The sequence below is a fragment of the Streptomyces sp. Edi2 genome (assembly GCF_040253635.1).
Classification (GTDB): domain Bacteria; phylum Actinomycetota; class Actinomycetes; order Streptomycetales; family Streptomycetaceae; genus Streptomyces.
In genome coordinates this window covers 2,017,107-2,041,310 of sequence record NZ_JBEJGX010000003.1, presented here as the reverse complement: position 1 = coordinate 2,041,310, position 24,204 = coordinate 2,017,107, and the positions used below count along the sequence as shown (strand labels likewise).

The following is a 24,204-nucleotide window of genomic DNA, read 5'->3' as shown; positions in this document are numbered from 1 at the left end:
CTCATCTGCCGGACGGGGCAGGCGGGTGCCGATCGCCTCAGACCGTCTCGGCCTCGGGCTCCGGCTCGGTGAGCAGCGGGTAGACCCCGTTCTCGTCGTGGTCCTCGCGGCCGGTGACCGGCGGGTTGAAGACGCAGACGCAGCGGAAGTCCTTCTTGATCCGCATGGTGTGCTTCTCGTGCCCGTCGAGCAGGTACATCGTGCCCGGCGTGATGAGGTGCTTCTCGCCGTTCTCGTCGTTCGTGAGCTCGGCCTCGCCCTCTACGCAGAGTACGGCTTCGATGTGGTTCGCGTACCACATCGAGGTCTCCGTACCGGCGTACAGGGTGGTTTCGTGCAGCGAGAAGCCGACGCGCTCCTTGGCGAGCACGATGCGCTTGCTCTCCCAGGTGCCCGACTTGGCCTTGACGTGGCGGTCGGTGCCTTCGATGTCCTTGAAGGATCGGACGATCACGGTGACTCGGTGCCTTTCTGTGGAACGGTAAGGGGCTCTGGAGTGGTCAGACGCAGTCGCGGACCGCGCGGGCGAGGATCCGAAGGCCCTCGTCCAGCTCCTCGGGGGTGGTCGTCAGTGCGGGCAGCAGCTTGACGACCTCGCTCTCCGGGCCGGAGGTCTCGATCAGCAGACCCAGCTCGAAGGCACGCTTGGCGATCTTGTCGGCGACGGGCTTGTCGTTGAACTCCATGCCCCACACCAGACCGCGGCCGCGGTACTCGGCGATGGCGTCCGGGTGCTCCTCGGCGATGGCCTTGAGGTGTGCTTCGACGATCTCACCGCGGGCGAGAGTCTGCTTCTCCATCTGGCCGTCGGCCCAGTAGGTGTCCAGCGTCGCGGCGGCGGTGACGAACGCCGGGTTGTTGCCGCGGAAGGTGCCGTTGTGCTCGCCCGGCTCCCAGATGTCCAGCTCAGGCTTGAACAGGGTGAGCGCGAGCGGCAGGCCGTAGCCGCTGATGGACTTCGAGACGGTGACGATGTCCGGCACGATGCCCGCCTCCTCGAAGGAGAAGAAGGCACCCGTACGGCCGCAGCCCATCTGGATGTCGTCGACGATGAGCAGCATGTCCCAGCGCTCGCACAGGTCGGAGAGGGCGCGCAGCCACTCGGGACGGGCGACGTTGATGCCGCCCTCGCCCTGGACTGTCTCGACGATCACGGCGGCGGGGGTGTTCAGGCCGGAGCCCTGGTCCTCCAGCAGCCGCTCGAACCACAGGAAGTCCGGGTACGTGCCGTCGAGGTAGTTGTCGAACGGCATCGGGGTGCCGTGCACCAGCGGGATACCGGCACCGGCCCGCTTCATGGAGTTACCGGTGACGGCGAGCGCGCCCAGCGACATGCCGTGGAAGGCGTTGGTGAAGGACACGATCGACTCGCGGCCCTTGACCTTACGGGCCAGTTTGAGCGCGGCCTCGACGGAGTTGGCACCCGTCGGGCCCGGGAACATGACCTTGTAGGGCAGGTCGCGGGGCCGCAGGACGATGTTCTGGAACGACTCCAGGAACGCCCGCTTGGCCGTGGTGGACATGTCCAGGCCGTGGGTGACGCCGTCCCGCTCGATGTAGTCGATCAGAGCGCGTTTGAGGACCGGGTTGTTGTGGCCGTAGTTGAGCGAGCCGGCCCCGGCGAAGAAGTCGAGGTAGGTGTGGCCGTCCTCGTCGGTCATGCGGCTGCCCTGCGCGCGGTCGAAGACGGTGGGCCAGCTACGGCAGTAGCTGCGGACCTCCGACTCCACGGTCTCGAAGACGCTCAGATCGGGCTGGGTGATGGTCACAACATGCTCCTGGGAGATGAGTGGCGAAAAGGATCAGGAAGTCTGTGGGGCTGGGCGGTGCCGGCGGTGTCGCGGGTGTGGTGCCGGGTCCCGCATGGCCGCTGCGGCGCGGTGGCCGCGCGGTCCTGGGAGGCGTCAGTGCTCCGGGCGGGCCGGTGGCTCGAACGGGCCGATGAGGTGCAGCACCTCCGGCTCGTGGCCCTGCTCGGGGAAAAGCCCCGCGTCGAAGAGCACCTCGCGCTTGATCGGCACTGAGTGCCGCTCGGCGAAGGACGCGAACAACCGGTTGGATGCGGCGTTGTCGGGGGTGATGGTGGTCTCGACGAAGCGCATGCCCAGCTGGTCCCTGGCACGGGCGCCGAGCCCGTCCAGGAGTGCGGCCGCCAGCCCCTGGCCACGGTGTGCGTCGTCGACGGCTACCTGCCAGACGACGAGGGTTTCCGGGCGCTCGGGGCGGATGTATCCGGTGACGAAAGCGGCCGGCTCGCCCTCTGTGTCGCGGGCGACGACGGAGGTGGCGGCGAAGTCGCGACACCACAGGAGGTAGCTGTACGAGGAGTTGAGGTCCAGCGCCTTCGAGTCGCGGGCGATACGCCAGATCGCGGCTCCGTCCTCCACGCGTGGGGTGTCGAGCTTGAAGCCCTCCGGCAATTCTCTGATATCGCTTCGGGCACCTGCATGGTCTGCTTGTGCGGCGGTCATAGAAATTAAATTTACCCAGGGAAAAAGGAAATTGCATCGTGGGCAGGGGTTACAGAAGCGCCAAAGATGTGTTATCGCGCGGGGGCGCCCGTGCGCGCGGTCCCACCGCCGGATGTCCCGATTTGACCGGGATGTTCGGGGTAAAACGGACACGTTGTGTAGTCGGTCACAGCTCCGTAACATCGATGAGATGCGTCCGAATTGCGGAACTTGCCACTAGCAAAATCTTGGCGTTTGGGGTCCGGAAAAGCGGGCAGAAGAATACGGGAAGCTGTACGCGCGGGTAATTGGGAATTCGCCCCCGGAAGGCTGGGCGTAAGGCCCATCGAAACCTGCTCGGCAGGTCGATGACAAGACCCGCAAGAACATGCGCGAGACGATGTCCGCAAACGGGCGGAGAACGTCGGCGGAAGTGTGTGTGGAAGTGCCCGCGGAGCGTACGGAAGGTCTACGGAGAGCGACCGGGGCGAAAAGCGCGGCGCAGCGCCGGGTATCCCGGGAAACGGCGGGGGAATGCCGCCTTGCGACCGGCGTGACCGTACGGGTCACAGCGCCGGGGGCGCCGCCTACAGTGCCCCTATGACGTCCATGAGCGAAGGTGCGGTGCTGCACCTCAAGGGGAGGGTCCTCGTCGGGCCGGACGACGTGCGCGACGAGCTGTGGGTGGTCGGCGGCCGGGTCACGTTCGACCGGCCGGCGATGGCACGGGATGCCACCACCGTGACGGGCTGGGCGCTGCCCGGCCTGGTCGACGCCCACTGCCATGTGGGCCTGGATGCGCACGGCCCGGTGGACCACGCCACCAGTGAGAAGCAGGCGCTCACCGACCGTGACGCCGGCGCCCTGCTGATCCGCGACGCCGGCTCCCCGTCCGACACCCGCTGGATCGACGACCGCGAGGATCTGCCCCGGATCATCCGGGCCGGCCGCCACATCGCCCGTACCAAGCGCTACACCCGCAACTACGCCCACGAGATCGAGCCCGAGGACCTGGTCGCCTATGTCGCGCAGGAGGCCCGCCGCGGCGACGGCTGGGTCAAGCTCGTCGGCGACTGGATCGACCGCTCCACGGGCGATCTGGGGACCTGCTGGCCCCAGGGGGCGGTCGAGGCGGCCATCGCCGAGGCCCACCGGCTGGGCGCCCGGGTGACGGCCCACTGCTTCGCCGAGGACTCCCTCGCCCCGCTGGTCGAGGCCGGCATCGACTGCATCGAGCACGCCACCGGGCTCACCGAGGACACCGTCCCGCTGTTCGCGGAGCGTGGCGTCGCCATCGTGCCCACGCTCGTCAACATCGCCACCTTCCCGCGGCTCGCGGCCGGCGGTGAAGGGAAGTACCCGCGCTGGGCGGACCACATGCGGCGCCTGCACGCACGCCGCTACGACACCGTACGGGCGGCCTACGACGCCGGTGTGCCCGTCTTCGCCGGCACGGACGCCGGCGGCGCGCTCGCCCACGGCCTGGTCGCCGACGAGGTCGCCGAGCTCACCAAGGCCGGTCTGTCCGCCGTGGCGGCCCTCTCCGCGACCACCTGGGGGGCCAGGGAGTGGCTGGGCCGCCCCGGCCTCACCGAGGGCGCCCCGGCGGATCTGGTGGTCTACGGCAGCGATCCGCGCGAGGACGTCCGGGTGCTGGCCGCGCCGCGGCGGGTGGTGCTGCGCGGGCAGGTCGTGGGGTAGCCGGGCAGCGGGTGGTGCCGGGGTGCCCGGGCGGGTGCCCCGGCGTCATCCGGCCCGGTCAACCCGGGTCACCCGGACGGTGGGGCCGCTGTGGCGAGGGTGGTGCCCCGTGCCGCAGGAATCGAATAAATACGCGGAAACCACCCATTGGGATGAACTGACGTCACGTGGCTCCCTGTTCACCCTCCGTGCGGACACGATGTGCGGGTCGAGGTCGTCGGCCCGCGCGATGTCCCCCATTGGCGCGGCCGGCGGCTCCATTTCTCCTGTGAGGGTTCCACACACGTGTCCACCAGTCCCGCCCGCTCCTTCGGCATGCCCCGACGCCTCGCCGCGACCTTCGTCGCCACCGCGCTCACGGCCGGTTCCGCCCTCCTGCTCGGCGCCGTGCCCGCGCATGCCACCGGAGATCACGGCCCGGCCCGCGGCACGGCCGACGCGGTCGTGCTGCGCACCGGCCTGAACATCGGGCTGCTCCACAAGACGCTCGACGTCCCGCTCAACGCCGTCCTCAACGAGGTGCACGCCCCGGCCTCGGCTTCCAGGACCGCGCTCACCGTCCGCCTCGACGGCATCGACCACGGCAAGCCGTTCAGCGTGCTGCGCGCCGATGCCGCCACCGCACGGGCCACCGCCGACCGCCGGAAGACCGAGGGCTACGCCAACCTCGTGAAGGCGAAGGTGCGGGTGCCCGGTCTGGCACTGCGGTCCCTGGTCGAGGTCCAGCAGGTCACCGCCAAGGCGGTGTGCGAGGCGGGCGAGCGGCCCCGGGCCGAGGCGAACGTGCTGGGCGACGTCCTCGTCCTGGGCAAGCGGGTCAGGCTCACGGCGGGCGGGACGACGGACGTCAAGGTGCCGGGCGTGGGCCAGGTGCGGCTCGACCTGTCACGGAAGAACGTCCTGTCCAAGAGCGCCGCGGCCACCGCGCTCGACCTCAAGGTCTCCCTCAACCCGTTGAAGCTCGGCGTCGCCGAGGTGGACGGCCGGGTCACCCTGGCCCGGGCCACCTGCACCGCACCGGGCGTCAAGGCGCCCGAGCACAACGGCTCCGGCACCGCCGGCGGTGGCACCACGCCGGACGGCGGTACCAAGCCGGTCGAGGGCAAGGGCACCGAGGTGCACCAGGCCGGCTCGCGGACCGGCACCGAGAACCTCGCGGAGACCGGCGGCAGTTCGGCCACCCCGTACCTCGCCGGGGGCGCGGCCCTGATGGTCGCCGCGGGCGCCGGGGCGGTCGGCTTCGCCCGGCGGCGCCGCAACGCCGCGCAGGGCGGCCGCGGCTGACGGACCCCGTACGCCGCGCCGGTGCTGTGGGGGCGTCGCGCGCGGTGTACGGCCCGAGGTGCGCCGTACCCGGTCTCGGACGGCCGGGCGCGGCGCACCTCATCCTTGCCGGGGGTGATGGAGGGCGGGGCGGGGCCGCTGACTCGGTGGCTTCTCCCCCCGCTGACCCTTCGTCGGCGTCCCCGGGACCTAGCGAAGCACCTCGCCCAGCGCCGCCGCGAACCGGTCCGTCGTGGCCCGGTCCCGTACCGCCAGACGCAGCCAGCCGGGGCCCAGGCCCGGGAAGGTGTCTCCACGGCGTACCGCGAAGCCGCGGGCCCGCAGCGCGGCGCGTACCGCGTCCGCGTCGGGGAGCCGGATCAGCACGAACGGGCCCGCCGCCGGGCCGGCCGCCCGGATCTGCCCGAACTCGCCCAGCCGGGCCAGCAGATGTGCCCGGTCCACGGCGATCTCCCCGGCCGCCGCCTCCGCCTCGGCCAGCGCCCGTGGCGTACAGCAGGCCTCGGCGGCGGCCAGTGCGGGACTGGAGACCGGCCACAGCGGCTGTGCGCGCTCCAGGGCGGCGACGGTGTCCGGGGCGGCCAGTACATAGCCGATCCGCAGCCCGGCCAGCCCCCAGGTCTTGGTGAGGCTGCGCAGCACGACCAGGCCCGGCAGGTCGGTGCGCCCGGCCAGCGCCTCGCGCTCACCGGGCACCGCGTCCATGAAGGCCTCGTCCACCACCAGCGTCCGGCCGGGCCGCGCCAGGGCGGCCAGCGAGTCCGCCGGGTGCAGGACCGAGGTGGGGTTGGTGGGGTTGCCGACGACGACCAGGTCGGCTTCCTCCGGCACGGCCGCCGGATCCAGCCGGAAGCCGTCGTGCGCGTCGAGCAGCACCCGTCCGACGTCGTGCCCCGCGTCCCGCAGGGCCGCCTCGGGCTCGGTGAACTGGGGATGCACCACGACCGGCCGGCGGGCCCGTACGGCGCGCGCGATCAGTACGAACGCCTCCGCGGCCCCCGAGGTCAGCAACACCCGTTCCACGGGCAGGCCGTGCCGGGCCGCGACCGCACGGCGTGCCGCGCTGCCGTCGGGGTACGCGGCCAGACCGTCCAGGGAGGCGGCGATCCGGGCCTTGAGCCAGGCCGGGGGAGTACCGGTACGGACATTGACCGCCAAATCCGTCAATCCGCCGTCCGCGCCCCGGACTTCGGCATCGCCGTGATGGCGCAGGTCGGGCTCGTGGGGCCGCAGGCCGGGCTCGGGGTCCCGCAGGCCTGGCTCATGGGGCGGTGCGTCCCGCCCGGGGGGCGGTGCGTCCCGGCCGGGCGGCCGGAGCGGGGCGGATCCGGTGTAGGGGTGTGCCGGCATGCTCACCGCTCCCCGGCGTCCGCCGCCACCGCGGCGGTCCGCGGCGCCGTGCCGTCCGTCCCCCGGGCGTCCTCCGCCGCCCGGCAACCGCACGCCGCGCCGCCGGGCAGTGGAGCGTCCGCCACCGTCGCGCGGTAGCGCTCCATGACCGCCTCGGCCACCTCGGCCGCGGGGCCGATCGCCCCCGCGCCGAACACCTCCGTGCCGGGGTGCGCCGCGGCCCAGCCCTCGGCTTGCAGGTGCAGCCGCTCCAAGAGGCCCCCGGGGAAGAAGAAGTAGGGCAGCACCACGATCCGGCGTGGCCGGTCGGGCGGCGCCGCGGCCGCCAGGGCCCGGCACCGGTCCAGGCCCGCCGGCACATCGGGCGCCGCCTGGGAGACGAACGCGGTCTCCACCCCCGCGAAGCCGCGCCCTTCCCACAGCAGCCGCGCGGCCCGTGCCACCTCGGCGTTGGCGTACGGATCGGCCGCGCCACGCCCCACCAGCAACACCGTGGTCCGCGCCCGGTCCTCGGGCCTGCGGGCGCCGGCGGCCAGCGCCTCGTCCAGCCGTCGTTCCAGTACGTCGAGCACCTTGGGGTGGGGCCCCAGTTCGGCGTCGCAGGTATAGCCGAGCCCCGGGTGACGCTCCGCCGCCCGCTCCAGCGCCGAGGGCAGCGCGTCCGGTACCGGCCCGGTCGGGGCCGGCAGCAGCGGTATGACGGCGAGCCGGGTCGCGCCCCGTTCGACGAGCCCGTCGATGGCGTCGTCCAGCGGCAGGGGAGAGGCCGGGACGCCGAAGAACCCGCCGGCGACGGGCACGTCGGGGTGGCGCTCGCCGAGCATGCGCACCAGCGTGCGCAGCGCCTCGGCCCCGCCTTCGTCACGGGTGCCGTGACCGGCGATGAGCAGTGCGGGAGGAGTGGTCACTGGGTCTCCTTGGTACCGGGGGTGCGCTGCCGGGCGCCGGGTCGCCGGCGACCGCCGTCCGCCGATCCGGGCCACGGCGGGGCGGGTTGGGCGCGGCCATGACGATAACCGCCCCGGTGGCGGGCACGACGGGCGCTCCCTCCCTACCAGCGGTAAGGACGCTGTTGTCCGTTACAGCGGCCCGGCGAGGTGGTCCGTTACGGCCGGCCCGGCGAGCGCACAGGTCGCCCGGGCCGGCGGCGGCGACTTCCGCTTGCCGGCGGCCAGTGCGGCACCCGGCCCCGCGGCCAGCAGCGCGGCCGCCTCGGCCACGCTCGGCGTCCCGACGGCCGCCGACGCGGCCGCGGACGGCTCCGGTACCCGCACGGCCGCCAGGGCCGCCGCCGGGAACGACCGCAACGGCACCCCCAGCTCCCGGGCCGCCGCGGTCAGTCCCGGCTCGTCCGCCTTGGCCGCCACCGTCGCCAGGGCGACGACCTGGCGGACGGCGTACCCCGCCGCCGTGCAACTGGCCGTGATCAGCTCCAGCACTTCCGGCGCCGGGACGCCACGGCGCGCGCCCACGCCGGCGACCAGCGGCACGAGCGGCGCCCCGGCCTCGTCGGCCCCGTCGGCCTCCTCGGCCCCGTGAGCCTCGCCGGCCGCCCGGCCCCTCATACCGCGACGGTCCTCACGCCGAGCTCCCCGCGACGGTCCTCACGCCGAGTTCCCCGCCACGGCGCCACGCGCCGCGCTCGCCACCAGGCGCCCGGCCAGCGACGGCTCGGCGGCCCAGTGCACATGCAGATACGAGGCATGCACCCCGCCGGACACAAAGCCCTCCACCCGCCGCTCCGGGTGGGTCAGTCCCCACGCCGGGTCGGCCCCCGCGCCCGGCTCCAGCGCCGTGCGGTGGAACTCGTGGCCGCGCACCCGGGTCCCGGCCGCCGCCAGGGCGTTGTCCTGCAGCGCCACCGCCTCGCGGTAGCCGAGGGTGAGCCGTTCGGTCATCCGGGACTCGGCGGGCAGCACCCCGCACATCGGCTTCCCGTCCAGCGACCGGGAGAGGTAGAGCAGCCCGGCGCACTCCGCGGAGACCGGCGCCCCGGACGCGGCCAGGGCGGCCACCGCGGCGCGCAACGGCGCGTTCGCCGACAGATCCGGTGCATACATCTCCGGGAAGCCGCCGCCGATCACCAGCCCCCGGGTGCCGGGCGGCAGTTGTTCGTCCCGCAGCGGGTCGAAGGCGGCCACCTCGGCGCCCGCAGCGGCCAGCAGCTCGGCGTGCTCGGCGTACGAGAAGGTGAACGCGGGGCCGCCCGCGACGGCGATCAGCGGCCGCTCCGGGGCGGTGCCCCCCTCGGCCACGGACAGCTCCGCCGCCGGGTCCCAGGGGGCGTCCGGCAGCTCGGGCACCGTACGCGCCAGCGCCAGCAGCGCCTCCAGATCGCAGCCCGCACGGACCCGCGCGGCCAGCTCGGCCACCGACTCCACCGCCTCGGCCCGCCGTTCGGCGACCGGCACCAGGCCCAGGTGACGCGACGGCGTACCGGCCCGCCCGTCCCGGCGCAGGGCCCCCAGCACCGGCACCCCGGAGGAGTCCATGGCCTCCCGCAGCAGCTCCTCGTGGCGGTCCGAGCCGACCTTGTTGAGGATCACCCCGGCCAGCCGTACCTCCGGATCCCAGGAGGCGAAGCCGTGCACCAGCGCCGCCACCGACCGCGACTGCGAGGAGGCGTCCACCACCAGGACCACCGGCGCCCGCAGCAGCTTGGCCACGTGCGCCGTCGAGGACAGTTCGCCCATCCCGGACGCCCCGTCGAACAGCCCCATCACGCCCTCGACGAGCGCGAGATCGGCGCCGGCCGCGCCGTGCAGGAACAGCGGCGCGATGCGGCCGGGCCCGCACAGATAGGCGTCCAGGTTGCGGCCGGGACGGCCGGTGGCCAGCGAGTGGTAGCCAGGATCGATGTAGTCCGGGCCCACCTTGTGCGGCGACACCACGAGCCCGGCCTCGGCGAACGCCGCCATCAGGCCCGTGGCCACCGTCGTCTTCCCCGCGCCCGAGGACGGCGCGGCGATCACCAGCCGGGGGATCGCACCGCCGCTCATTCCGCGCTCACCCGGCTCACCATTCGATGCCCCGCTGGCCCTTCTGACCGGTGTCCATCGGGTGCTTGACCTTGGTCATGTCCGTCACCAGATCGGCGAAGTCCAGCAGCGCCTCGGGGGCGTCCCGCCCGGTGATGACGACATGCTGGGTACCGGGGCGGTCGCGCAGCGCCGAGACCACCTCATCGGCGTCGATCCAGCCCCACTTCAGCGGGTAGCTGAACTCGTCCAGCACCAGCAGCTTGTAGGTCTCCGCGGCGAGATCCCGCTTGACCTGCTCCCAGCCCTCGCGCGCCGCCTCCTCGCTGGAGGCGATGTCGCGCTGGACCCAGGACCAGCCCTCGCCCATCTTGTGCCAGGCGACGGTGCCGCCCTCGCCGGACTCCCCGAGCACCTTCAGCGCCCGCTCCTCGCCGACCTTCCACTTCGCCGACTTCACGAACTGGAACACCCCGACCGGCCAGCCCTGGTTCCAGGCGCGCAGCGCCAGCCCGAAGGCCGCGGTGGACTTGCCCTTGCCCTGGCCGGTGTGGACGAACACCAGCGGGCGGTTGCGGCGCTGGCGGGTGGTGAGCCCGTCGTTCGGTACGACGGACGGTTGTCCCTGCGGCATTACGCGGCCTTCCTGTTGCCTTGTACGGTCCGTACGAGCGCGGAGACGCTGTCCGCGCGCAGTTCGTCGAGGGTGACCGCGGTGCCCTGCAGCTCACGGGCCAGCTCGCCCGCAAGCCCCAGCCGCACCGGGCCCGTCTCGCAGTCCACGACCACCGAAGCGGTGCCCTCACCGGCCAGCAGCCGGGCGGCGCGGTTGGCCCGGACCACGGGCTCCGGCCCGCCGGTCGCCCGTCCGTCGGTGACGACCACCAGCAGCGGCCGCCGCGAGGCGTCCCGCATCCGCTCCACCCGCAGCACCTCATGGGCCCGCAGCAGCCCCTCCGACAGCGGCGTACGGCCGCCCGTCGGCAGCTGCTCCAGCCGCGCCGCGCCGGCCTCGACCGACGAGGTCGGGGGCAGCGCCAGCTCGGCGCCGCCGCTCCGGAAGGTGATCATGCCGATCTTGTCGCGCCGCTGATAGGCGTCGAGCAGCAGCGAGAGCACCGCACCCTTGACCGCGCTCATCCGCTTGCGTGCCGCCATCGAACCGGACGCGTCCACGACGAACAGGACCAGATTGCCCTCCCGCCCCTCGCGCACCGCCTCGCGCAGATCGTCCCGGCGCACCACCAGACCCCGCCCGTGGCGGCCGCGGGCCCGCTGGTGCGGCGCCGCGGCCTGCACGGTCGCCGCCAGGTGCAGCTTGCCCAGGGCGCCGTGCGGACGCCGCGCCCCGGTCGTCCGGCCGTGCGCGGTCCGCGCCCGCGACCTGCGGCCGTCCGCGCCCTCGCCCAGGCCCGGCACATCCAGCCGCCGGGTCCGGAACGGCTCGCCGGCGCCGACCGCGGCCTTCTCGCCGCCCGCCGCGGGGGCGCCCTCCTGGGACTGCTCCGGGGCCGCAGGCTGCTCCTGAGGCCGCTCGGGGCCCTCGGCGCTCTCCCGCTCCTGCTGGTGCGGGAGTTCGGGGCTCTGCGCCGCGGGCGACTCCTGCGGAGCGCCGTCCGGACCGTCCTGCGCAGGCGCCCCGCCGCCGTCCGGACCGCCCCCGCCGGGGCCGCCGTCCGGGCCGTCCGGGTCCGGATCGTCCTCGCCGTCCGTGCTCTCGCCGTCGGTGTCCTCGTCCGCCCCGCCGAACTCCTCCAGGGTCCGGTCGAGCTTGTCCTCGTCCAGGCCGGGCGCGTCGAAGGGGTTGCGGCGCCTGCGGTGCGGCAGCGCCAGCAGCGCCGCCTGGCGGACGTCCTCCTCCAGGACGTCGGTCCGCCCCGCCCACGCGGCCAGCGCCGTGGCCGTACGCGCCATCACGATGTCCGCGCGCATCCCGTCCACCTCGAACGCCGCGCAGGTCGCGGCGATCTGCCGGAGCGCCGCGTCGCCCAGCGTCACGCCCGGCAGCAACTCCCGCGCCGCGGTGATGCGATGGCGCAGCGCGTCCTCCTCGGCCGCCCAGCGTGCCGCGAAACCGGCCGGGTCGGCGTCGTACGCCAGCCGGCGCCGCACGACCTCCACCCGCTGCTCCGGCTCGCGCGAGGCCGCGACCTCGACGGTCAGCCCGAACCGGTCCAGCAGCTGCGGCCGCAGCTCGCCCTCCTCGGGGTTCATCGTGCCGACGAGCAGGAAGCGGGCCGCGTGCCGTACGGAGACACCCTCGCGCTCGACGTACGAGGCGCCCATGGCGGCCGCGTCGAGCAGCAGGTCGACCAGATGGTCGTGGAGGAGGTTGACCTCGTCGACGTAGAGGATTCCGCGGTGCGCATCGGCCAGCAGGCCCGGTTCGAAGGCCTTCACGCCCTCCGACAGCGCCCGCTCGATGTCCAGCGCGCCGACCAGCCGGTCCTCGGAGGCACCGACGGGCAGCTCGACCATCCGCGTCGGGCGGGCCTCGGCGGCGCCCGCCTCGTGCGGCCCGTCGGGGCAGCCGGGGTCGGGCGCGGCCGGGGCACAGGCGAAGCGGCAGCCGCTGACCACGTCCACCTGCGGCATCAGCGCCGACAGCGCCCGCACGGCGGTGCTCTTGGCGGTGCCCTTCTCCCCGCGGACGAGCACCCCGCCCACCGCGGGGCTGACCGCGTTCAGCAGCAGCGCCAGCCGCAGATCGTCCATGCCGACCACCGCGGTGAAGGGGTACTGCGGGGCGGTGTGGTGAGCGGTAGTCATGCTGTGTCGTCCTCCAGGTCGTCGGGCGGCTGCGTCAGTTGCGTCGTCCGCGTCGGTCGCGGTCCTCCACTGCGTACCCTCATGGCGCCCCCGGAGGCACGAACGGCAGCCCCTCCGGTACTCCTTCCTCGATCAGCCGCAGCAGCGCGCCGGTGTCCGCGTGCTCCTCGATCAGGTCGCCCAGCCGGTCCAACTGCTCCTCGCGCAGGGCGGCGAAGGCGGTGCCGGGGGCCGGTACGAACGCCCGTCCCGCGTCCGCCGCGACCCGCCGCAGGAAGGCCCGCCGGAAGCCGTCGCTCTCCAGCGAGCCGTGCCAGTGCGTGCCCCATACGGAGCCGGCCCGGCACCCGTCCAGGCTGCGCCCTTCGCCGTCGGACATGAACGCCTCGTCCCCGCCGGTCACTTCGGCGACGCCGTGGTGGATCTCGTAGCCCGCCACCGGCTCGCCCAGCGCCTCGCCGACCGGCCGCGCCAGGGTCTTCTCCGCCGCGAACCGTACGCGCACGGGCAGCAGCCCCAGCCCGTCGACCGTGCCGGCCTTCGACTCGACGTCGTCCTCGATGCGCTCGCCCAGCATCTGGAAGCCGCCGCAGATGCCCAGCACCGGGCGGCCCTCGGCGGCCCGCCGGACGACCGCGTCCGCCAGCCCGCGCTCGCGCAGCCACTGCAGGGCCCGGACCGTGCCGCGGGTCCCCGGCAGTACCACCAGGTCCGCGTCGGCCAGCTCCTCGGCCTGGTCCACGAACCGCACCACCACGCCCGGCTCCGCGGCCAGCGCGTCCACGTCCGTGAAGTTCGACATCAGCGGGACGGCACAGACCGCCACCCGCAGCACCTCGGCGCCGTGGGGCGGAGCCACCACGCTCTCGCGCACCGCGCCGCGCAGCGACACGTGCAGCCCGTCCTCCTCGTCGATGCCGAGGCCGTGCGAGAAGGGCAGCACGCCCAGCGTCTGCCGCCCGGTCAGGCCGCGCAGCATCTCCAAGCCCGGCTCCAGCAGCGTCACATCGCCGCGGAACTTGTTGACGAGATACCCCGCGACCAGCGCCTGGTCCTCCTTGGACAGCAGCGCCGTGGTGCCGAAGAAGGAGGCGAACACCCCGCCGCGGTCGATGTCACCGACCACCACCACCGGGATCCGGGCGGCCCGCGCCAGGCCCATGTTCACGAGGTCGGTACGCCGCAGATTGATCTCGGCGGGACTTCCGGCGCCCTCGCAGATCACCGCGTCGTGGGTACGCCGCAGCTCGGCCAGGCAGTCGGTGACCGTGCCGAGCAACTGCTTCTGGCGGCCCTCGTGGTAGCCCCTGGCACTGAGCTCGCCCACCGGCTTCCCCAGCAGCACCACCTGGCTGCTGCGGTCGCTGCCGGGCTTGAGCAGCACGGGGTTCATCAGCGCGGTCGGCTCCACCCGCGCCGCGGCGGCCTGCATCGCCTGGGCCCGCCCGATCTCCGCGCCCTCGCGGGTGACGAACGAATTCAGCGACATGTTCTGCGCCTTGAACGGCGCCACCCGCACCCCCTGCCGGGCCAGCCAGCGGCAGATCCCCGCCGTCACCACGCTCTTGCCGGCGTCGGACGTCGTACCGGCCACCAACAGGCCACCGCCGACGGCCCCGCCCGCTGCCTTGAACCGCCCGTTCACCGGGTCCTCCTCATACGCCGGGACTCCGGCTGTCGTGAGCCGTACGCGCCAGTGCACGCACGGCCCTGCGCGATACCGCACCCGCGGCCGGGCGGGCGGCGGTCACCGGGGACCGCCGCAGCGCCCCGGCCGCCAGCCGCGCCGCCACCGTCGTCGCCAGCGCAAGGACACTCACCCGGCGCGAGAGCCGCACCGCCCGTTCGATGTCGGGCACCGCGACCGGCGGCGCCCCGTCGTTGAGCACCGGCCGGTGCTCGACCCGTCCGCCGTAGGCCAGCGTGCCGCCCAGCCGTACGCCCAGCGCGCCCGCGAACGACGCCTCCACCGGGCCCGCGTTGGGGCTCGGATGGGCGCCGCCGTCCGCCCGCCAGGCCCGCAGCGCACCGCGCCGGTCGGGGCCCGCGAGCACGGTGAGGGCGGCGGTCAGCCGGGAGCCGGGCCAGCCGGCGAGGTCGTCGAGCCGGGCCGAGGCCCAGCCGAAGCGGCGGTGGCGCGGCGACTTGTGCCCCACCATCGCGTCCAGGGTGTTCACCGCCCGGAACGCCACCAGGCCGGGCACCCCGCCCAGCGCGCCCCACACCAGGGCGCCCACCACGGCGTCCGAGGTGTTCTCGGCGACCGACTCCACCACCGCGCGGGCCATCTGGGACCCGTCCAGGGCCTGGGGATCGCGGCCGCACAGATGCGGCAGCCGCTCCCGCGCCACGTCCAGGTCACCCGCCGTCAGCGCACCACCGACGGCCCGGGCCTCGCGGCCGAGCGAGGTGCCGCCCAGCACCGCCCAGACCGTCGCCGCGGTCAGCGCGATCCGGGCGCCGCCGCGCAGGGGAGGCGGGACGGTGGCCCGTACGGTGCGCTCCAGCAGCGCGGCCCCGGCGGCGGCACCGCCCGCACACAGCACGGCGTGCGCCGCCCCGTATCCGCGGTGATCGCGCCACAGCCGGCGCTCGACGGCGCTCGCGGCCCGGCCGAAGGCGGCCACCGGATGGCCGCGCCGCGGGTCCGCCGCGATCAGGTCGCCGAGAAAGCCGAGGGCCGCGCCGCACGCATATCCCGCGTGTTCGCCGCGCACCGGTCAGACCGCCGTGCAGGCGCGTCCAACGGACCCTGTGGCGGCGGGCAGTGGAGATCTCGACGGGTGGCCGGGCATGGCGGTGTGTCCTCACTCAGGGTCCGCGCCCTGGCTCGACGTGTCGGCGACAAGAGTCTCCTGGCTCCCGGATCGGCGAGTCCTCCGGCCTTCCAGTCCCTGCGTACGTCATCCGACGTATGCGAGGCGGACCGTGGCCTTCGCTGGAGGATCGCTCCCCGGTGACAGTGGCGGGACCGCGCCGGATTCGCACCGGACTTCCTCAGCTGTCGCCGAATGGCTCCGGCAGTCCACCACGCCCCGCGATGCCCGTCAACTCGGCCTTGACCTGCGACGCTGTCCTGTGGCACGCGCTGTGGTGCACGCCACAGCGTGGCGATGAGGTCACAGACGGTTGCCCGCGCCCCTGATCTCACGTCACTATCTGGTGGTGCACGGTGGCGACGGGGCCGCCGGAAGGGGGCCGGGGGATGCCGCAGAGCGCTGACCGTCACGAGATCCGCCTCAGGATCACGGGCACCAACAATCCTGACCAGGACCTCGAAGACCTCAAGGCCTGGCTGGAGCGCGAGCCGTGGCTGGACCGGCACGGCCACGACTGGCTGCTGCGGCCGCGCCCTGCGGACGCGAGCGACGACGGCCCCGGTGACATGGCCGCCGGCCTCGACGACCTGATCCTGGTCATCATCGGCGCCGTCACCGGCGAGATCACCAAAAGCCTCACCATCGCCCTGCAGGAGTGGCTGCGACGGCGCCGGGAGGAGCGCGACACCGGCGAGCGGCCCGCCGTCGCCGTCGGGGCCGGTGACGGGGACCTGCACGCGCTCGGCGACGCGGGCCCGGGCACGGCGGCCCCCGAACACCCCGATCCCGGCAGCCCGGCGGACGGGAGCGGCAGCACCGCCGGGGACTGAGCCGGATGTCCGAATACGACGCACGGGGCAAGGTCAACCGGGCGCTGCTGATCAGCGTCGACGACTACCGCTCGCTGCGCCCGCTGCCCGCGGTGAAGGACAACGTCCGCAAGCTGGAGCAGGCCCTGCTCGCCCCCGGCACCGATCTGTTCACCAAGGGCGAGATCGTCACCTGCCGGCCCCAGGAGCCCTGGGAGGTGGAACAGGCGCTGGACACCGTCGTCCAGGAGGCGCGCGGGCTGCTGCTGGTGTACTTCTCCGGCCACGGCCGGGTGGGCAGCGACGGCGGCAATCTGCACCTCATGGTCGGTGCCTCGGAACCGCGGCACAAGACCGTCTCCTGGCAGGACACCGTGCTCTCCTACCTGGACAACGCCCGGGCCGACCGCATCGTGATCGTCCTGGAGTGCTGTTACGCCGGCAACGCGAGCGAGGCCTTCCACTCCTGCCGCAACCCCACCTCGCTGCTGATGGCCGCGCAGCCCAACCGCCGGATCTTCAGCGGCGAGGAGCCCACCGGGGGCAGCGTCTTCAACCGTGCCCTGGTCCAGATCCTGGAACAAGGCATCCCCGGCAAACGGTTCGTCACCTTCGAGGACCTGGTCCGGGCCCTGCGCGAACAACTGGCCGGTGAACGGACCCCGATGGGCGACGTCTGGGAGCCGCGCTCGGCGAAGCAGAACACCGTCGACGACGTCATCCTCTCCTTCGCCACCCCCGAGGCCCGCCCGCCGACCCCGCTGCGGGTCCGCTTACGCCGCCGGCTGAAGTCGTCCTTACGGCACTGGACCGGCATCCTGCTGATCCTGGCGATCATCTTCGTACCGGCCACCGCGGGCGTCGTCCTGCTCCGGCTCCCGGACGACGGGGCGCCCTGTCCGCCCGCCCTCGAGCTGCGGCTGCTCACCGCCCCCGAGGCCGAACCCGCGCTGCGCCAGGCCGCCTTCGACTACGAGATGTCCGAGACCAACACCCGGCCCCTGAGCGGCGAGGGCGACCTCCCCGACGGCTGCCGGCGCGCCCAGATCACCGTCTACTCCGCCGCCAGGGACCAGGTCGACCAGGGCTTCGCCGCCGCCGAGCGCTGGCAGGGCGAGGCCCTGGGGACCGGGCAGGCCCGGCCGGCCGACAAGGGACCCGGCCCCCTCAACCGGCCCGGACCACAGCCCGACATCTGGATCCCCGAGTCCACCGCCGACTACTACGAGGCGCGCCGCGGTATGCCCGCCACGAGCTCCCCGGCGACCCTCCACTACAGCGCCCCCGTCGCCTACACCCCGCTGGTCGTCGGCATCCCGGAGAACCGGCGCCTGGACGACGTCGAACCGGCCGACGCCTCCTGGCCGGATCTGCTCACGCAGACGGACGGCAGCCACCACGACCTCAGACTCCTGCGGCCCAGCCCGGTGCTGTCCGGTACCGGGCTGCTGCACACCCTCGGCCTCTACCTCGCCCACGACGGCCCGGGCGGCGCCTCGACGGGAGCGCCCGACCTCACCCTCGCCCGGCAGGCCGAGGAGCGGCTGTCCGCCCCGGGCAGCCAGTACGCGGGCAGCACCGAACTGCTGTGCTCGCTGCGGCCCGACACCGGCTCGGATGCCGCCGGCTCCGTCGACCGTACGAAGTCCGCGCCCCTGGTGTCGGAGAAGTCCCTCGCCGACTACAACCTCGGCCATGCCATCGGCAGTTGCCCAGCCCGCCCGTCCGCGCTCCCGTTCCGCAACCGCTACCTCGCCTACTACCCCGACAACGTCCCCGCGCTCGACCACCCCCTGGTCCGCGTCGACTGGCAGGGCGCCACGGACGCCACCGTGCGGCAGGCCGCCGTGGCCAGCTTCGCCGGCTGGCTGCGCGCCCCCGACGGCGGGCAGCGCGCCCTCACCGCGCAGGGCTACCGCGGGGTGCGGGAGACGAGCCCCCCACCGGGCTCACCGCTGCGGGACAGCCGGTCGGACGTCGACCCCGTCGGACGGGTGGTGCCCTTCACCGCCGGCCCGGAGCAGGTCTCACAGGTGCTGGACGGCTACGACAAGGCACAGAAGTCCAGCCAGGTGCTGATCCTCATGGACACCTCCACCTCCATGGCCGACGGCGGCCGGCTCCCGGTCGCCCTGAGCGCGGCCGCACGCGCCCTGGAGTTGGCCGGCTCGCGCCACACCTACGGCCTGTGGGCCTTCCCCGACCGCGCGCACCCCGCCGACGCCGGCGCGGTGCGCGAGCTCGTCCGGCTGGGTAGCGCCGACCCGGCCCCGGGAAAGGCCGCGCTGGACCGGATCGCCGGCGGCGAACTGGTCGAGCACGGCGCCGCGATGGAGGAGGCGCTGACCCGTGCCCTGCGCACGATGAAGAAGTCCCCGGCCACCAACAAGGCCATCGTGCTCCTGCTCGACCAGGACGACGGCGCGGGCCGCCGTGCGGCGGGCGTGGAGCGGACGCTCAGCGCCCTCCTGGAGGAGAAACCCGATGTACCCATCCTGGCCCTGGTGATGGGCCAGTCAGGCTGTGACACCTTCGCCTTCCGGCAGCTGGCCGGCGCCTCGCACGGACAGTGCGTGCCCGCCGGCCCGCAGGCCGTCGACACGCTGGCCGGCCGGATCGCCTCCATCGGCACGGCCGCCAAGGGGGACCGATGACCGCTCTACGCACCACCACGCCCGCCGCCGCGGTATGTCTGCTGCTGACGCTGGCGGTGAGCGGCTGTACGCCGGGGGAGCAGGACGCCCCGGAGAAGGGCGCGATCGTCTTCGCCACCGGCAGCGACCTCAGCAGCTCCGGCATCCGCCAGGATCTGATCCGCGCCTGGGAGAAGAAGAACGGCCGCACGGTCCGGATCGTCGAACTCCCCGACACCGCCGACGGCCAGCGCAGCCAGCTGCTGGCCGCGGGCCAGTCCGGCAACGGCGGGTACGACGTGCTCAACCTCGACGTGGCCTGGACCGCGGAGTTCGCCGAGGCGGGCGTGATCCGCCCCTGGCCCGCGAGCCTGGACGGGGACCTCCTCGGCAGTGTGGCCAAGACCGTGGAGTACGACGGCAAGGTGTGGGGGGTGCCCTTCAACACCGACGCCGGGCTCCTCTACTACCGCAAGGACATCCTGCACGCCTACCACCACGACGCCCCGTCCACCTGGGACGAACTGAAGGACATGGCGATCGAGGTGACCCACGCCTACAACCGCACGGCGGCCCACGACGCCGCCGCCGGCAAGAAGAAGCGGCCCACGATGTACGGCATGGTCGCCCAGCTGCGGCCGTACGAGGGACTGACCGTCAACACCCTGGAGTCGGCCTGGGACAACGGCGGCGACCCGGAGGCCACCAGCTTCACCAAGGGCGAGCAGGTCGGCGCGCTGCAACTGGGCGTCGCCGAGCTCAAGAACCGGCTCGACTCGATCATGCCGCACGAGGCCACGGCCATGGACGAGACCGAGAGCCGCCGCTGGTTCGCCGACGGCCGCGCGCTGTTCATGCGCAACTGGCCGGTCGAGTACGCCTCGGTCGCCCGCAAGCTCACGCCGGGCAAGGAGTTCGACGTCACCCAGCTGCCCGCCCGCACCGGTGACGGCAAGCGGATGTCCGTGCTGGGCGGGCAGAACCTCGCGATCTCCGCGGGCAGCAAGCGGCCGGCCGGCGCCCGGTCCCTGATCGAGGCGCTGACCGGAGCGGGCAGCGAACGCTGTCTGCTGGAGCGGGGATTCGCGGCCACCCGCGACTCGGCGTACCGGGACGGGCCCACGGCACCGCGCTGCCCGCTGCCGCCCCGCGACGCGGAGCGCGGCGGCTCGGGGGCGCCGGAGCCGCGCCCCGACCCCCGCACCCTGCACGAGGCGCTGCTGGCGGCCGAACCGCGCCCGCGCAGCGCCCACTACCAGACCTTCAGCAAGGTCGTTCAGCTCGGGGTGTCCGCCTTCCTCAACGGCCCCGGCGGCACCGCCATCGCCGACCGGCTGGCCCGGCAGGCCGATGATGCGCTCGGCGGACGGGGCGCACCGACGACGAAGCGCCCGGCGGACGACGGCTGATGCCGTGGTCCGCCGGGCGCCTCGCGCTGTCCGCTGCCGCCTGCGGCTGAGGTCAGGCGGCGACGATCAGATAGATGCCGTAGGCCACCGCCGCCGCGCACAGGGCGAAGGCGGTCACCGCGCCGGCCCGCGCCCCCGCAGCCGGTGCGGCGACCGCGGCCGCGGCGCCTTCCGGCTGCGGCTTGCGGGACGTACCGACGATGCCGACGGTGAACAGGCCCACGATCCCGACCGTGACCGCGAGGGTGACGCCGAAGACCTGGCCGAGAGCTGCCCAGTCGATGCTCATGGAGTTCCTTATCGGGTGATGACAGCTAGCGGGAGACCGTCGCGGCCTTGAGGCGCGGGGCGGGTGTCGTGGGGGTGTCGGTACCGGATGTCTGAGCCGGAATCCCGGCAGTCTCCGGGGCGTCGGCCGCCGGGGCGGTCACCGGGGCGTCGGCCACCGGAGCGTCGGCGGCCGGGGCCGGCTGGCCCGCCGGGGGAGGGGAGACGGTGCGCAGCGCGGCGGTCACCACGCCCACCGGCTCCGCGGCCGGGCCTTCGTTGACATTGCTGTGGTCGATCGGCTTGCGCCGGGAGGCGGCCCAGATCGCACCGCAGATGCCCAGGGCGAGGACGGCCACCGCCGCCACCCCCCAGGTGCCCTGGCCGGCGAGGAACGCGGCACCCGCCGCGACCAGACCCGCGGCCGGCAGCGTCAGACCCCAGGCCAGGACCATCCGGCCGGCCGTGGACCAGCGCACCACGCCGCCCTTGCGGCCCAGGCCCGAGCCCATCACGGAACCGGAGCAGACCTGGGTGGTGGAGAGCGCGAAGCCGAGGTGCGAGGAGGCCAGGATGGTGGCTGCCGCACCGGTCTGGGCGGCGAAGCCCTGCGGCGGCTGGATGTCGGTGATGCCCTTGCCCATCGTGCGGATGATCCGCCAGCCGCCCAGGTACGTACCGAGCGCGATGGCGAGACCGGCCGAGGCGATGACCCACAGCGGCGGGTCGGCGTGCGGGGCGACCACACCGCCGGTGATCAGCGCGAGGGTGATCACACCCATCGTCTTCTGGGCGTCGTTGGTGCCGTGGGCGAGGGAGACCAGGGCGGCGGAGGCGATCTGCCCCGCGCGGTAGCCCTTGGCGGTGTCCGCCTCGTCGCGGTTGCGGGTCAGCCGGTAGGTGAGCCGGGTCGCCGCCATCGCGGCCAGGCCGGCCACGACCGGGGCGGCCACCGCCGGGATCAGGACCTTCATCACGACGGCGTCGCCGTGCACCCCGTTGGTGCCGACGGACACCAGGGTGGCGCCGATGAGACCGCCGAAGAGAGCGTGGGAGGAACTGGAGGGGAGCCCCGCGAGCCAGGTCAGCAGGTTCCAGACGATGGCGCCGACCAGGCCGGCGAAGATCACTTCAGGTCTGATGCCGGCGCTCTCGTCGATGATCCCGCCGGAGATGGTCTTGGCCACCTCGACGGACAGGAACGCACCGACGAGGTTGAGCCCCGCCGACATCGCCACCGCGGTCTTGGGTCGCAATGCCCCGGTGGAGATGGTGGTGGCCATTGCATTGGCCGTGTCGTGGAAGCCGTTCGTAAAGTCGAACACCAAGGCCGTGACGATCACGATCCCGATGAGAAGCGTGATGTGTTCCATTCACCCAGGCAATCAGTTCGAAGGTCAGTGTCGTTGGGACCGTACGGAGAGCGGGTGAACGGAAAGTGAACTGGGACGGGCGCGGTGATGACGCCCCCGCAGTGTTCACAGGGAGGTGTCCCCCGCGTCACTTCCGCCTCACCCGTTGGCGAACTTGATGAGTTGCGCCGGCCGGCCGTTCCCACGAGGGCGCCGCGCGCCGGCTCCCCGACGACGTTAACGGAGAACCAACCCAAGGCGACCTGCCTCCGTCCAATCCTCCGCAGAGGGGCAGATATCCCTATATGGCGGATGGCCGGCGGGCGGGCCCCGTCGTGCTCTGCCCCGGCCTGCTCGTACGGTGTCGCGCACTGCATCCGCCACTTGCCGCACCGCGCCGGAGGACCCATGAAGGACCACGCCGACCGCCTCGCCGAAGCCTGGGGCGAACTGGTCGCCACCGCCCGCAGAACCGTCACCGACGGCCTGGTCGTCGGCACCTCGGGCAATGTCTCGCGCCGCATCAGGGACCTGATCCTGGTCACCCCCAGCGGCGTCCCCTACGACCGGCTCGGGCCGGGCGACACCACCGCGGTCGACCTCGAAGGACGCCAGATCATCGGCACGCTCAAGCCGACCAGCGAACTGCCGATGCACCTGGCGGTCTACCGCAGCACCACGGCCACCGCCATCGTCCACACCCATGCCCCGTACGCCACCGCCGTCTCCACCCTCGTTCCCGAACTCCCGCCGGTCCACTACATGACCGCGGCGCTCGGCGGCCCCGTGCGCGTTGCCCCCTATGCCCTGTACGGCAGCGACGAGCTCGCCGCCCACATGCTCGACGCGCTCCGCGACCGCACCGGCTGCCTGCTGCAGAACCACGGCACCCTCACCTACGGCGACAGCCTCGACCAGGCGCTGGACCGCACGGCCCAGCTGGAGTGGATGTGCCGGGTCTGGCTGACCGCGAGCTCCGTGCCCGGGCACACGCCGAGCCTGCTGTCGGCCGGGCAGCTCGACGCGGCCGCCGCACAGCTGCGGGGCTACGGCCGGCAGGGCTGAGCCCTCGCCGTGGACGGCGGCGCGGCCCCCCGCTCGCCGTCCGCCCGCTCGCCGTCCACCCGGCCGCCCCTGGTCACCCGGCCGCCCCCGGTGTCACCCGCCCGGCACCGCCAAGTGGCCGCTCCCGCCACCCCTGCGCACACTGAACAGGTGCGCCTGGTTACCGCGGCGGCCTTGGCCGCCACCACCGTGATCGGTGCCGGGGCGGCCGCCGTGGCGGTCGGCCGGTACGCCGGCGACATTGCCCTGAAACCGACGCCCGACGACCCCTTCCCGGGCGACTCCCGCCTCACCGTGCACTCCGCCACCGAGAACCGCATCGCCCTCACCCGCAGTCTGGCGACCCTGCGGCCCGGCACCTACGGGCTCACCGGCTCCGGCTGCCACGCGGTGGTCGGCGATGTCATCCACGGCGTACCGCACCCCGCCGACGCGGTCGTACGGCGCCTGGTGCGGGTCACCCACGGCACCCTCAAACCGGGCAACCGGATGCGGCTCACCCCGCAGGTGCACCTCGGCAACCCCCGCGACGCCCTCGGCCTCGACTGCGCCGATGTCGATCTCCCCGGTGAACTCGGCGCCCTCCCGGCGTGGTTCCTCCCCGGCGTACGCGACACCTGGGTCATCACCGTCCATGGGCTGGGCACCACCCGCGAACACCCCATGGTGGTGATGCCGTTCCTGCACCGCCACCGGCTGCCCGTCCTCGACCTGGCCTACCGCAACGACGTCGGTGCCCCGCGCACCGCCGACGGCCTCAGCCACCTCGGCGACACCGAATGGCGCGACCTCGACGCCGCGATCCGCTACGCGGTCCGCTACGGCGCTCAGGACATCGTCCTCCACGGCTGGTCCACCGGAGCGACCATGGCGCTGCGCGCCGCCGCCCACTCCGCGCTGCGCGCCCGGATCAGCGGCCTGGTCCTGGACTCCCCGGTCCTCGACCGGGGCGCCACCATCCGTGCCCTGGCGGCCGCCCGCCGGGTCCCGCGCGTCCTGCTCCCGTTGGTCGTACGCGCCGCCGAGGGCGCCACGGGGATGCCCGTCGACCGGCCCGACGCCATCGACCCGGACGGGCTGAACGTCCCCATCCTGCTCTTCCACGGGCCCGACGACCTCATCGCCCCCTGGTCGGCCTCCCGCTCCCTCGCCGCCCGCCGCGCCGATCTGGTCACCCTCCAGCCGGTCCCGCACGCACCGCACGCCGCGATGTGGAACGCCGACCCCACGGGCTACGAAGAGGCGCTGCGGCGCTTCCTCACCCCGCTCATGTGACACCCGCCCCGCCAATCCGCCGCCCCCGCCGGGAGCCGGCGCC

General features: G+C 73.7%; 20 protein-coding genes and 1 riboswitch. Of the genes, 7 read left to right on the top strand and 13 right to left on the bottom strand.

What is annotated here, in order from left to right; translation table 11 throughout:
* Positions 1-37: 37 nt before the first annotated feature.
* The 3 genes from ABR737_RS12475 to ectA form a co-directional block, all read right to left on the bottom strand.
* Positions 38-454 carry an ectoine synthase gene (locus ABR737_RS12475; RefSeq protein ID WP_350250248.1) on the bottom strand — a complete coding sequence of 139 codons (417 nt, stop codon included), beginning with the start codon at positions 452-454 and terminating at the stop codon, positions 38-40.
* A gap of 46 nt (positions 455-500) precedes the next feature.
* Positions 501-1,769 (bottom strand): diaminobutyrate--2-oxoglutarate transaminase, encoded by a 1,269-nt coding sequence (gene ectB / locus ABR737_RS12470; RefSeq protein ID WP_350250247.1) that lies wholly within the window; start codon positions 1,767-1,769, stop codon positions 501-503.
* Positions 1,770-1,904: 135 nt separating this feature from the next.
* Positions 1,905-2,471, bottom strand: a complete 567-nt coding sequence (ectA, locus tag ABR737_RS12465; protein ID WP_350250246.1) for a diaminobutyrate acetyltransferase — start codon at positions 2,469-2,471, stop codon at positions 1,905-1,907.
* Positions 2,472-3,059: 588 nt separating this feature from the next.
* Between ectA and ABR737_RS12460 the strand changes: the two genes are divergently transcribed.
* Positions 3,060-4,151, top strand: coding sequence for an amidohydrolase family protein (locus tag ABR737_RS12460; protein WP_350256763.1), 1,092 nt, complete (start codon positions 3,060-3,062; stop codon positions 4,149-4,151).
* A gap of 315 nt (positions 4,152-4,466) precedes the next feature.
* Positions 4,467-5,435, top strand: coding sequence for an SCO1860 family LAETG-anchored protein (locus ABR737_RS12455; RefSeq protein ID WP_350256762.1), 969 nt, complete (start codon positions 4,467-4,469; stop codon positions 5,433-5,435).
* Between the two features lie 189 nt (positions 5,436-5,624).
* Here the strand turns inward: ABR737_RS12455 and cobC are convergent, their stop codons facing one another.
* The 8 genes from cobC to ABR737_RS12415 form a co-directional block, all read right to left on the bottom strand.
* A complete protein-coding gene (gene cobC, locus ABR737_RS12450) occupies positions 5,625-6,785 on the bottom strand; it encodes an Rv2231c family histidinol phosphate aminotransferase CobC (RefSeq protein ID WP_350250245.1) in 1,161 nt (386 codons plus the stop codon).
* Positions 6,786-6,787: 2 nt separating this feature from the next.
* Positions 6,788-7,693 (bottom strand): sirohydrochlorin chelatase, encoded by a 906-nt coding sequence (locus ABR737_RS12445; protein WP_350250244.1) that lies wholly within the window; start codon positions 7,691-7,693, stop codon positions 6,788-6,790.
* A gap of 171 nt (positions 7,694-7,864) precedes the next feature.
* Positions 7,865-8,350, bottom strand: coding sequence for a cobalamin biosynthesis protein (locus tag ABR737_RS12440; protein WP_350250243.1), 486 nt, complete (start codon positions 8,348-8,350; stop codon positions 7,865-7,867).
* Positions 8,351-8,389: 39 nt separating this feature from the next.
* Positions 8,390-9,784, bottom strand: a complete 1,395-nt coding sequence (locus ABR737_RS12435; RefSeq protein ID WP_350250242.1) for a cobyrinic acid a,c-diamide synthase CobB — start codon at positions 9,782-9,784, stop codon at positions 8,390-8,392.
* 16 nt (positions 9,785-9,800) lie between these two features.
* Entirely contained in the window at positions 9,801-10,397 is a 597-nt protein-coding gene (gene cobO / locus ABR737_RS12430; RefSeq protein WP_350250241.1) for a cob(I)yrinic acid a,c-diamide adenosyltransferase, read from the bottom strand.
* Positions 10,397-12,532, bottom strand: coding sequence for a putative cobaltochelatase (locus ABR737_RS12425; protein ID WP_350250240.1), 2,136 nt, complete (start codon positions 12,530-12,532; stop codon positions 10,397-10,399). The genes cobO and ABR737_RS12425 overlap by 1 nt, the downstream gene beginning before the upstream one ends.
* Positions 12,533-12,611: 79 nt before the next feature.
* Positions 12,612-14,177 carry a cobyric acid synthase gene (locus ABR737_RS12420; RefSeq protein ID WP_350250239.1) on the bottom strand — a complete coding sequence of 522 codons (1,566 nt, stop codon included), beginning with the start codon at positions 14,175-14,177 and terminating at the stop codon, positions 12,612-12,614.
* A gap of 10 nt (positions 14,178-14,187) precedes the next feature.
* Positions 14,188-15,249 carry a cobalamin biosynthesis protein gene (locus ABR737_RS12415; protein ID WP_350250238.1) on the bottom strand — a complete coding sequence of 354 codons (1,062 nt, stop codon included), beginning with the start codon at positions 15,247-15,249 and terminating at the stop codon, positions 14,188-14,190.
* 131 nt (positions 15,250-15,380) lie between these two features.
* A riboswitch (cobalamin riboswitch) is annotated at positions 15,381-15,531 on the bottom strand.
* A gap of 206 nt (positions 15,532-15,737) precedes the next feature.
* Between ABR737_RS12415 and ABR737_RS12410 the strand changes: the two genes are divergently transcribed.
* Genes ABR737_RS12410 through ABR737_RS12400 form a run of 3 tightly spaced genes read left to right on the top strand, consistent with a single transcriptional unit; the run spans position 15,738 to position 20,202 of the window.
* Positions 15,738-16,181: an effector-associated constant component EACC1 gene (locus tag ABR737_RS12410; protein ID WP_350250237.1), complete on the top strand. Its 444-nt coding sequence runs from the start codon at positions 15,738-15,740 to the stop codon at positions 16,179-16,181.
* A 5-nt stretch (positions 16,182-16,186) separates the two neighbouring features.
* Positions 16,187-18,814: a caspase family protein gene (locus tag ABR737_RS12405; RefSeq protein WP_350250236.1), complete on the top strand. Its 2,628-nt coding sequence runs from the start codon at positions 16,187-16,189 to the stop codon at positions 18,812-18,814.
* Positions 18,811-20,202, top strand: coding sequence for an extracellular solute-binding protein (locus ABR737_RS12400; protein ID WP_350250235.1), 1,392 nt, complete (start codon positions 18,811-18,813; stop codon positions 20,200-20,202). Before ABR737_RS12405 ends, ABR737_RS12400 begins: the two co-directional genes overlap by 4 nt.
* A 52-nt stretch (positions 20,203-20,254) precedes the next feature.
* Here the strand turns inward: ABR737_RS12400 and ABR737_RS12395 are convergent, their stop codons facing one another.
* Positions 20,255-20,491 carry a hypothetical protein gene (locus ABR737_RS12395; protein ID WP_350250234.1) on the bottom strand — a complete coding sequence of 79 codons (237 nt, stop codon included), beginning with the start codon at positions 20,489-20,491 and terminating at the stop codon, positions 20,255-20,257.
* Positions 20,492-20,516: 25 nt separating this feature from the next.
* The gene (locus ABR737_RS12390) at positions 20,517-21,842 is read right to left on the bottom strand and encodes an inorganic phosphate transporter (protein ID WP_350250233.1); all 1,326 of its coding nucleotides are present in this window, start codon (positions 21,840-21,842) and stop codon (positions 20,517-20,519) included.
* Between the two features lie 387 nt (positions 21,843-22,229).
* On the opposite strand from ABR737_RS12390, the gene ABR737_RS12385 reads away from it, so the two are divergent.
* Both ABR737_RS12385 and ABR737_RS12380 read left to right on the top strand, forming a co-directional pair.
* Positions 22,230-22,886, top strand: a complete 657-nt coding sequence (locus ABR737_RS12385; protein ID WP_350250232.1) for a class II aldolase/adducin family protein — start codon at positions 22,230-22,232, stop codon at positions 22,884-22,886.
* A 150-nt stretch (positions 22,887-23,036) separates the two neighbouring features.
* Positions 23,037-24,161, top strand: coding sequence for an alpha/beta hydrolase (locus ABR737_RS12380; protein WP_350250231.1), 1,125 nt, complete (start codon positions 23,037-23,039; stop codon positions 24,159-24,161).
* Positions 24,162-24,204: the final 43 nt, after the last annotated feature.

Excerpts from the sequence above, each read along its gene's own strand:
- ABR737_RS12435 (WP_350250242.1), bottom strand. The coding sequence starts at position 9,784 with ATGAGCGGCGGTGCGATCCCCCGGCTGGTGATCGCCGCGCCGTCCTCG.
- ABR737_RS12385 (WP_350250232.1), top strand. The coding sequence starts at position 22,230 with ATGAAGGACCACGCCGACCGCCTCGCCGAAGCCTGGGGCGAACTGGTC.
- ABR737_RS12440 (WP_350250243.1), bottom strand. The coding sequence starts at position 8,350 with ATGAGGGGCCGGGCGGCCGGCGAGGCTCACGGGGCCGAGGAGGCCGAC.
- ABR737_RS12405 (WP_350250236.1), top strand. The coding sequence starts at position 16,187 with ATGTCCGAATACGACGCACGGGGCAAGGTCAACCGGGCGCTGCTGATC.
- ABR737_RS12395 (WP_350250234.1), bottom strand. The coding sequence starts at position 20,491 with ATGAGCATCGACTGGGCAGCTCTCGGCCAGGTCTTCGGCGTCACCCTC.
- cobC (WP_350250245.1), bottom strand. The coding sequence starts at position 6,785 with ATGCCGGCACACCCCTACACCGGATCCGCCCCGCTCCGGCCGCCCGGC.
- ABR737_RS12410 (WP_350250237.1), top strand. The coding sequence starts at position 15,738 with ATGCCGCAGAGCGCTGACCGTCACGAGATCCGCCTCAGGATCACGGGC.
- ABR737_RS12425 (WP_350250240.1), bottom strand. The coding sequence starts at position 12,532 with ATGACTACCGCTCACCACACCGCCCCGCAGTACCCCTTCACCGCGGTG.
- ectA (WP_350250246.1), bottom strand. The coding sequence starts at position 2,471 with ATGACCGCCGCACAAGCAGACCATGCAGGTGCCCGAAGCGATATCAGA.
- ABR737_RS12460 (WP_350256763.1), top strand. The coding sequence starts at position 3,060 with ATGAGCGAAGGTGCGGTGCTGCACCTCAAGGGGAGGGTCCTCGTCGGG.
- ABR737_RS12390 (WP_350250233.1), bottom strand. The coding sequence starts at position 21,842 with ATGGAACACATCACGCTTCTCATCGGGATCGTGATCGTCACGGCCTTG.
- ABR737_RS12400 (WP_350250235.1), top strand. The coding sequence starts at position 18,811 with ATGACCGCTCTACGCACCACCACGCCCGCCGCCGCGGTATGTCTGCTG.
- cobO (WP_350250241.1), bottom strand. The coding sequence starts at position 10,397 with ATGCCGCAGGGACAACCGTCCGTCGTACCGAACGACGGGCTCACCACC.
- ABR737_RS12455 (WP_350256762.1), top strand. The coding sequence starts at position 4,467 with ATGCCCCGACGCCTCGCCGCGACCTTCGTCGCCACCGCGCTCACGGCC.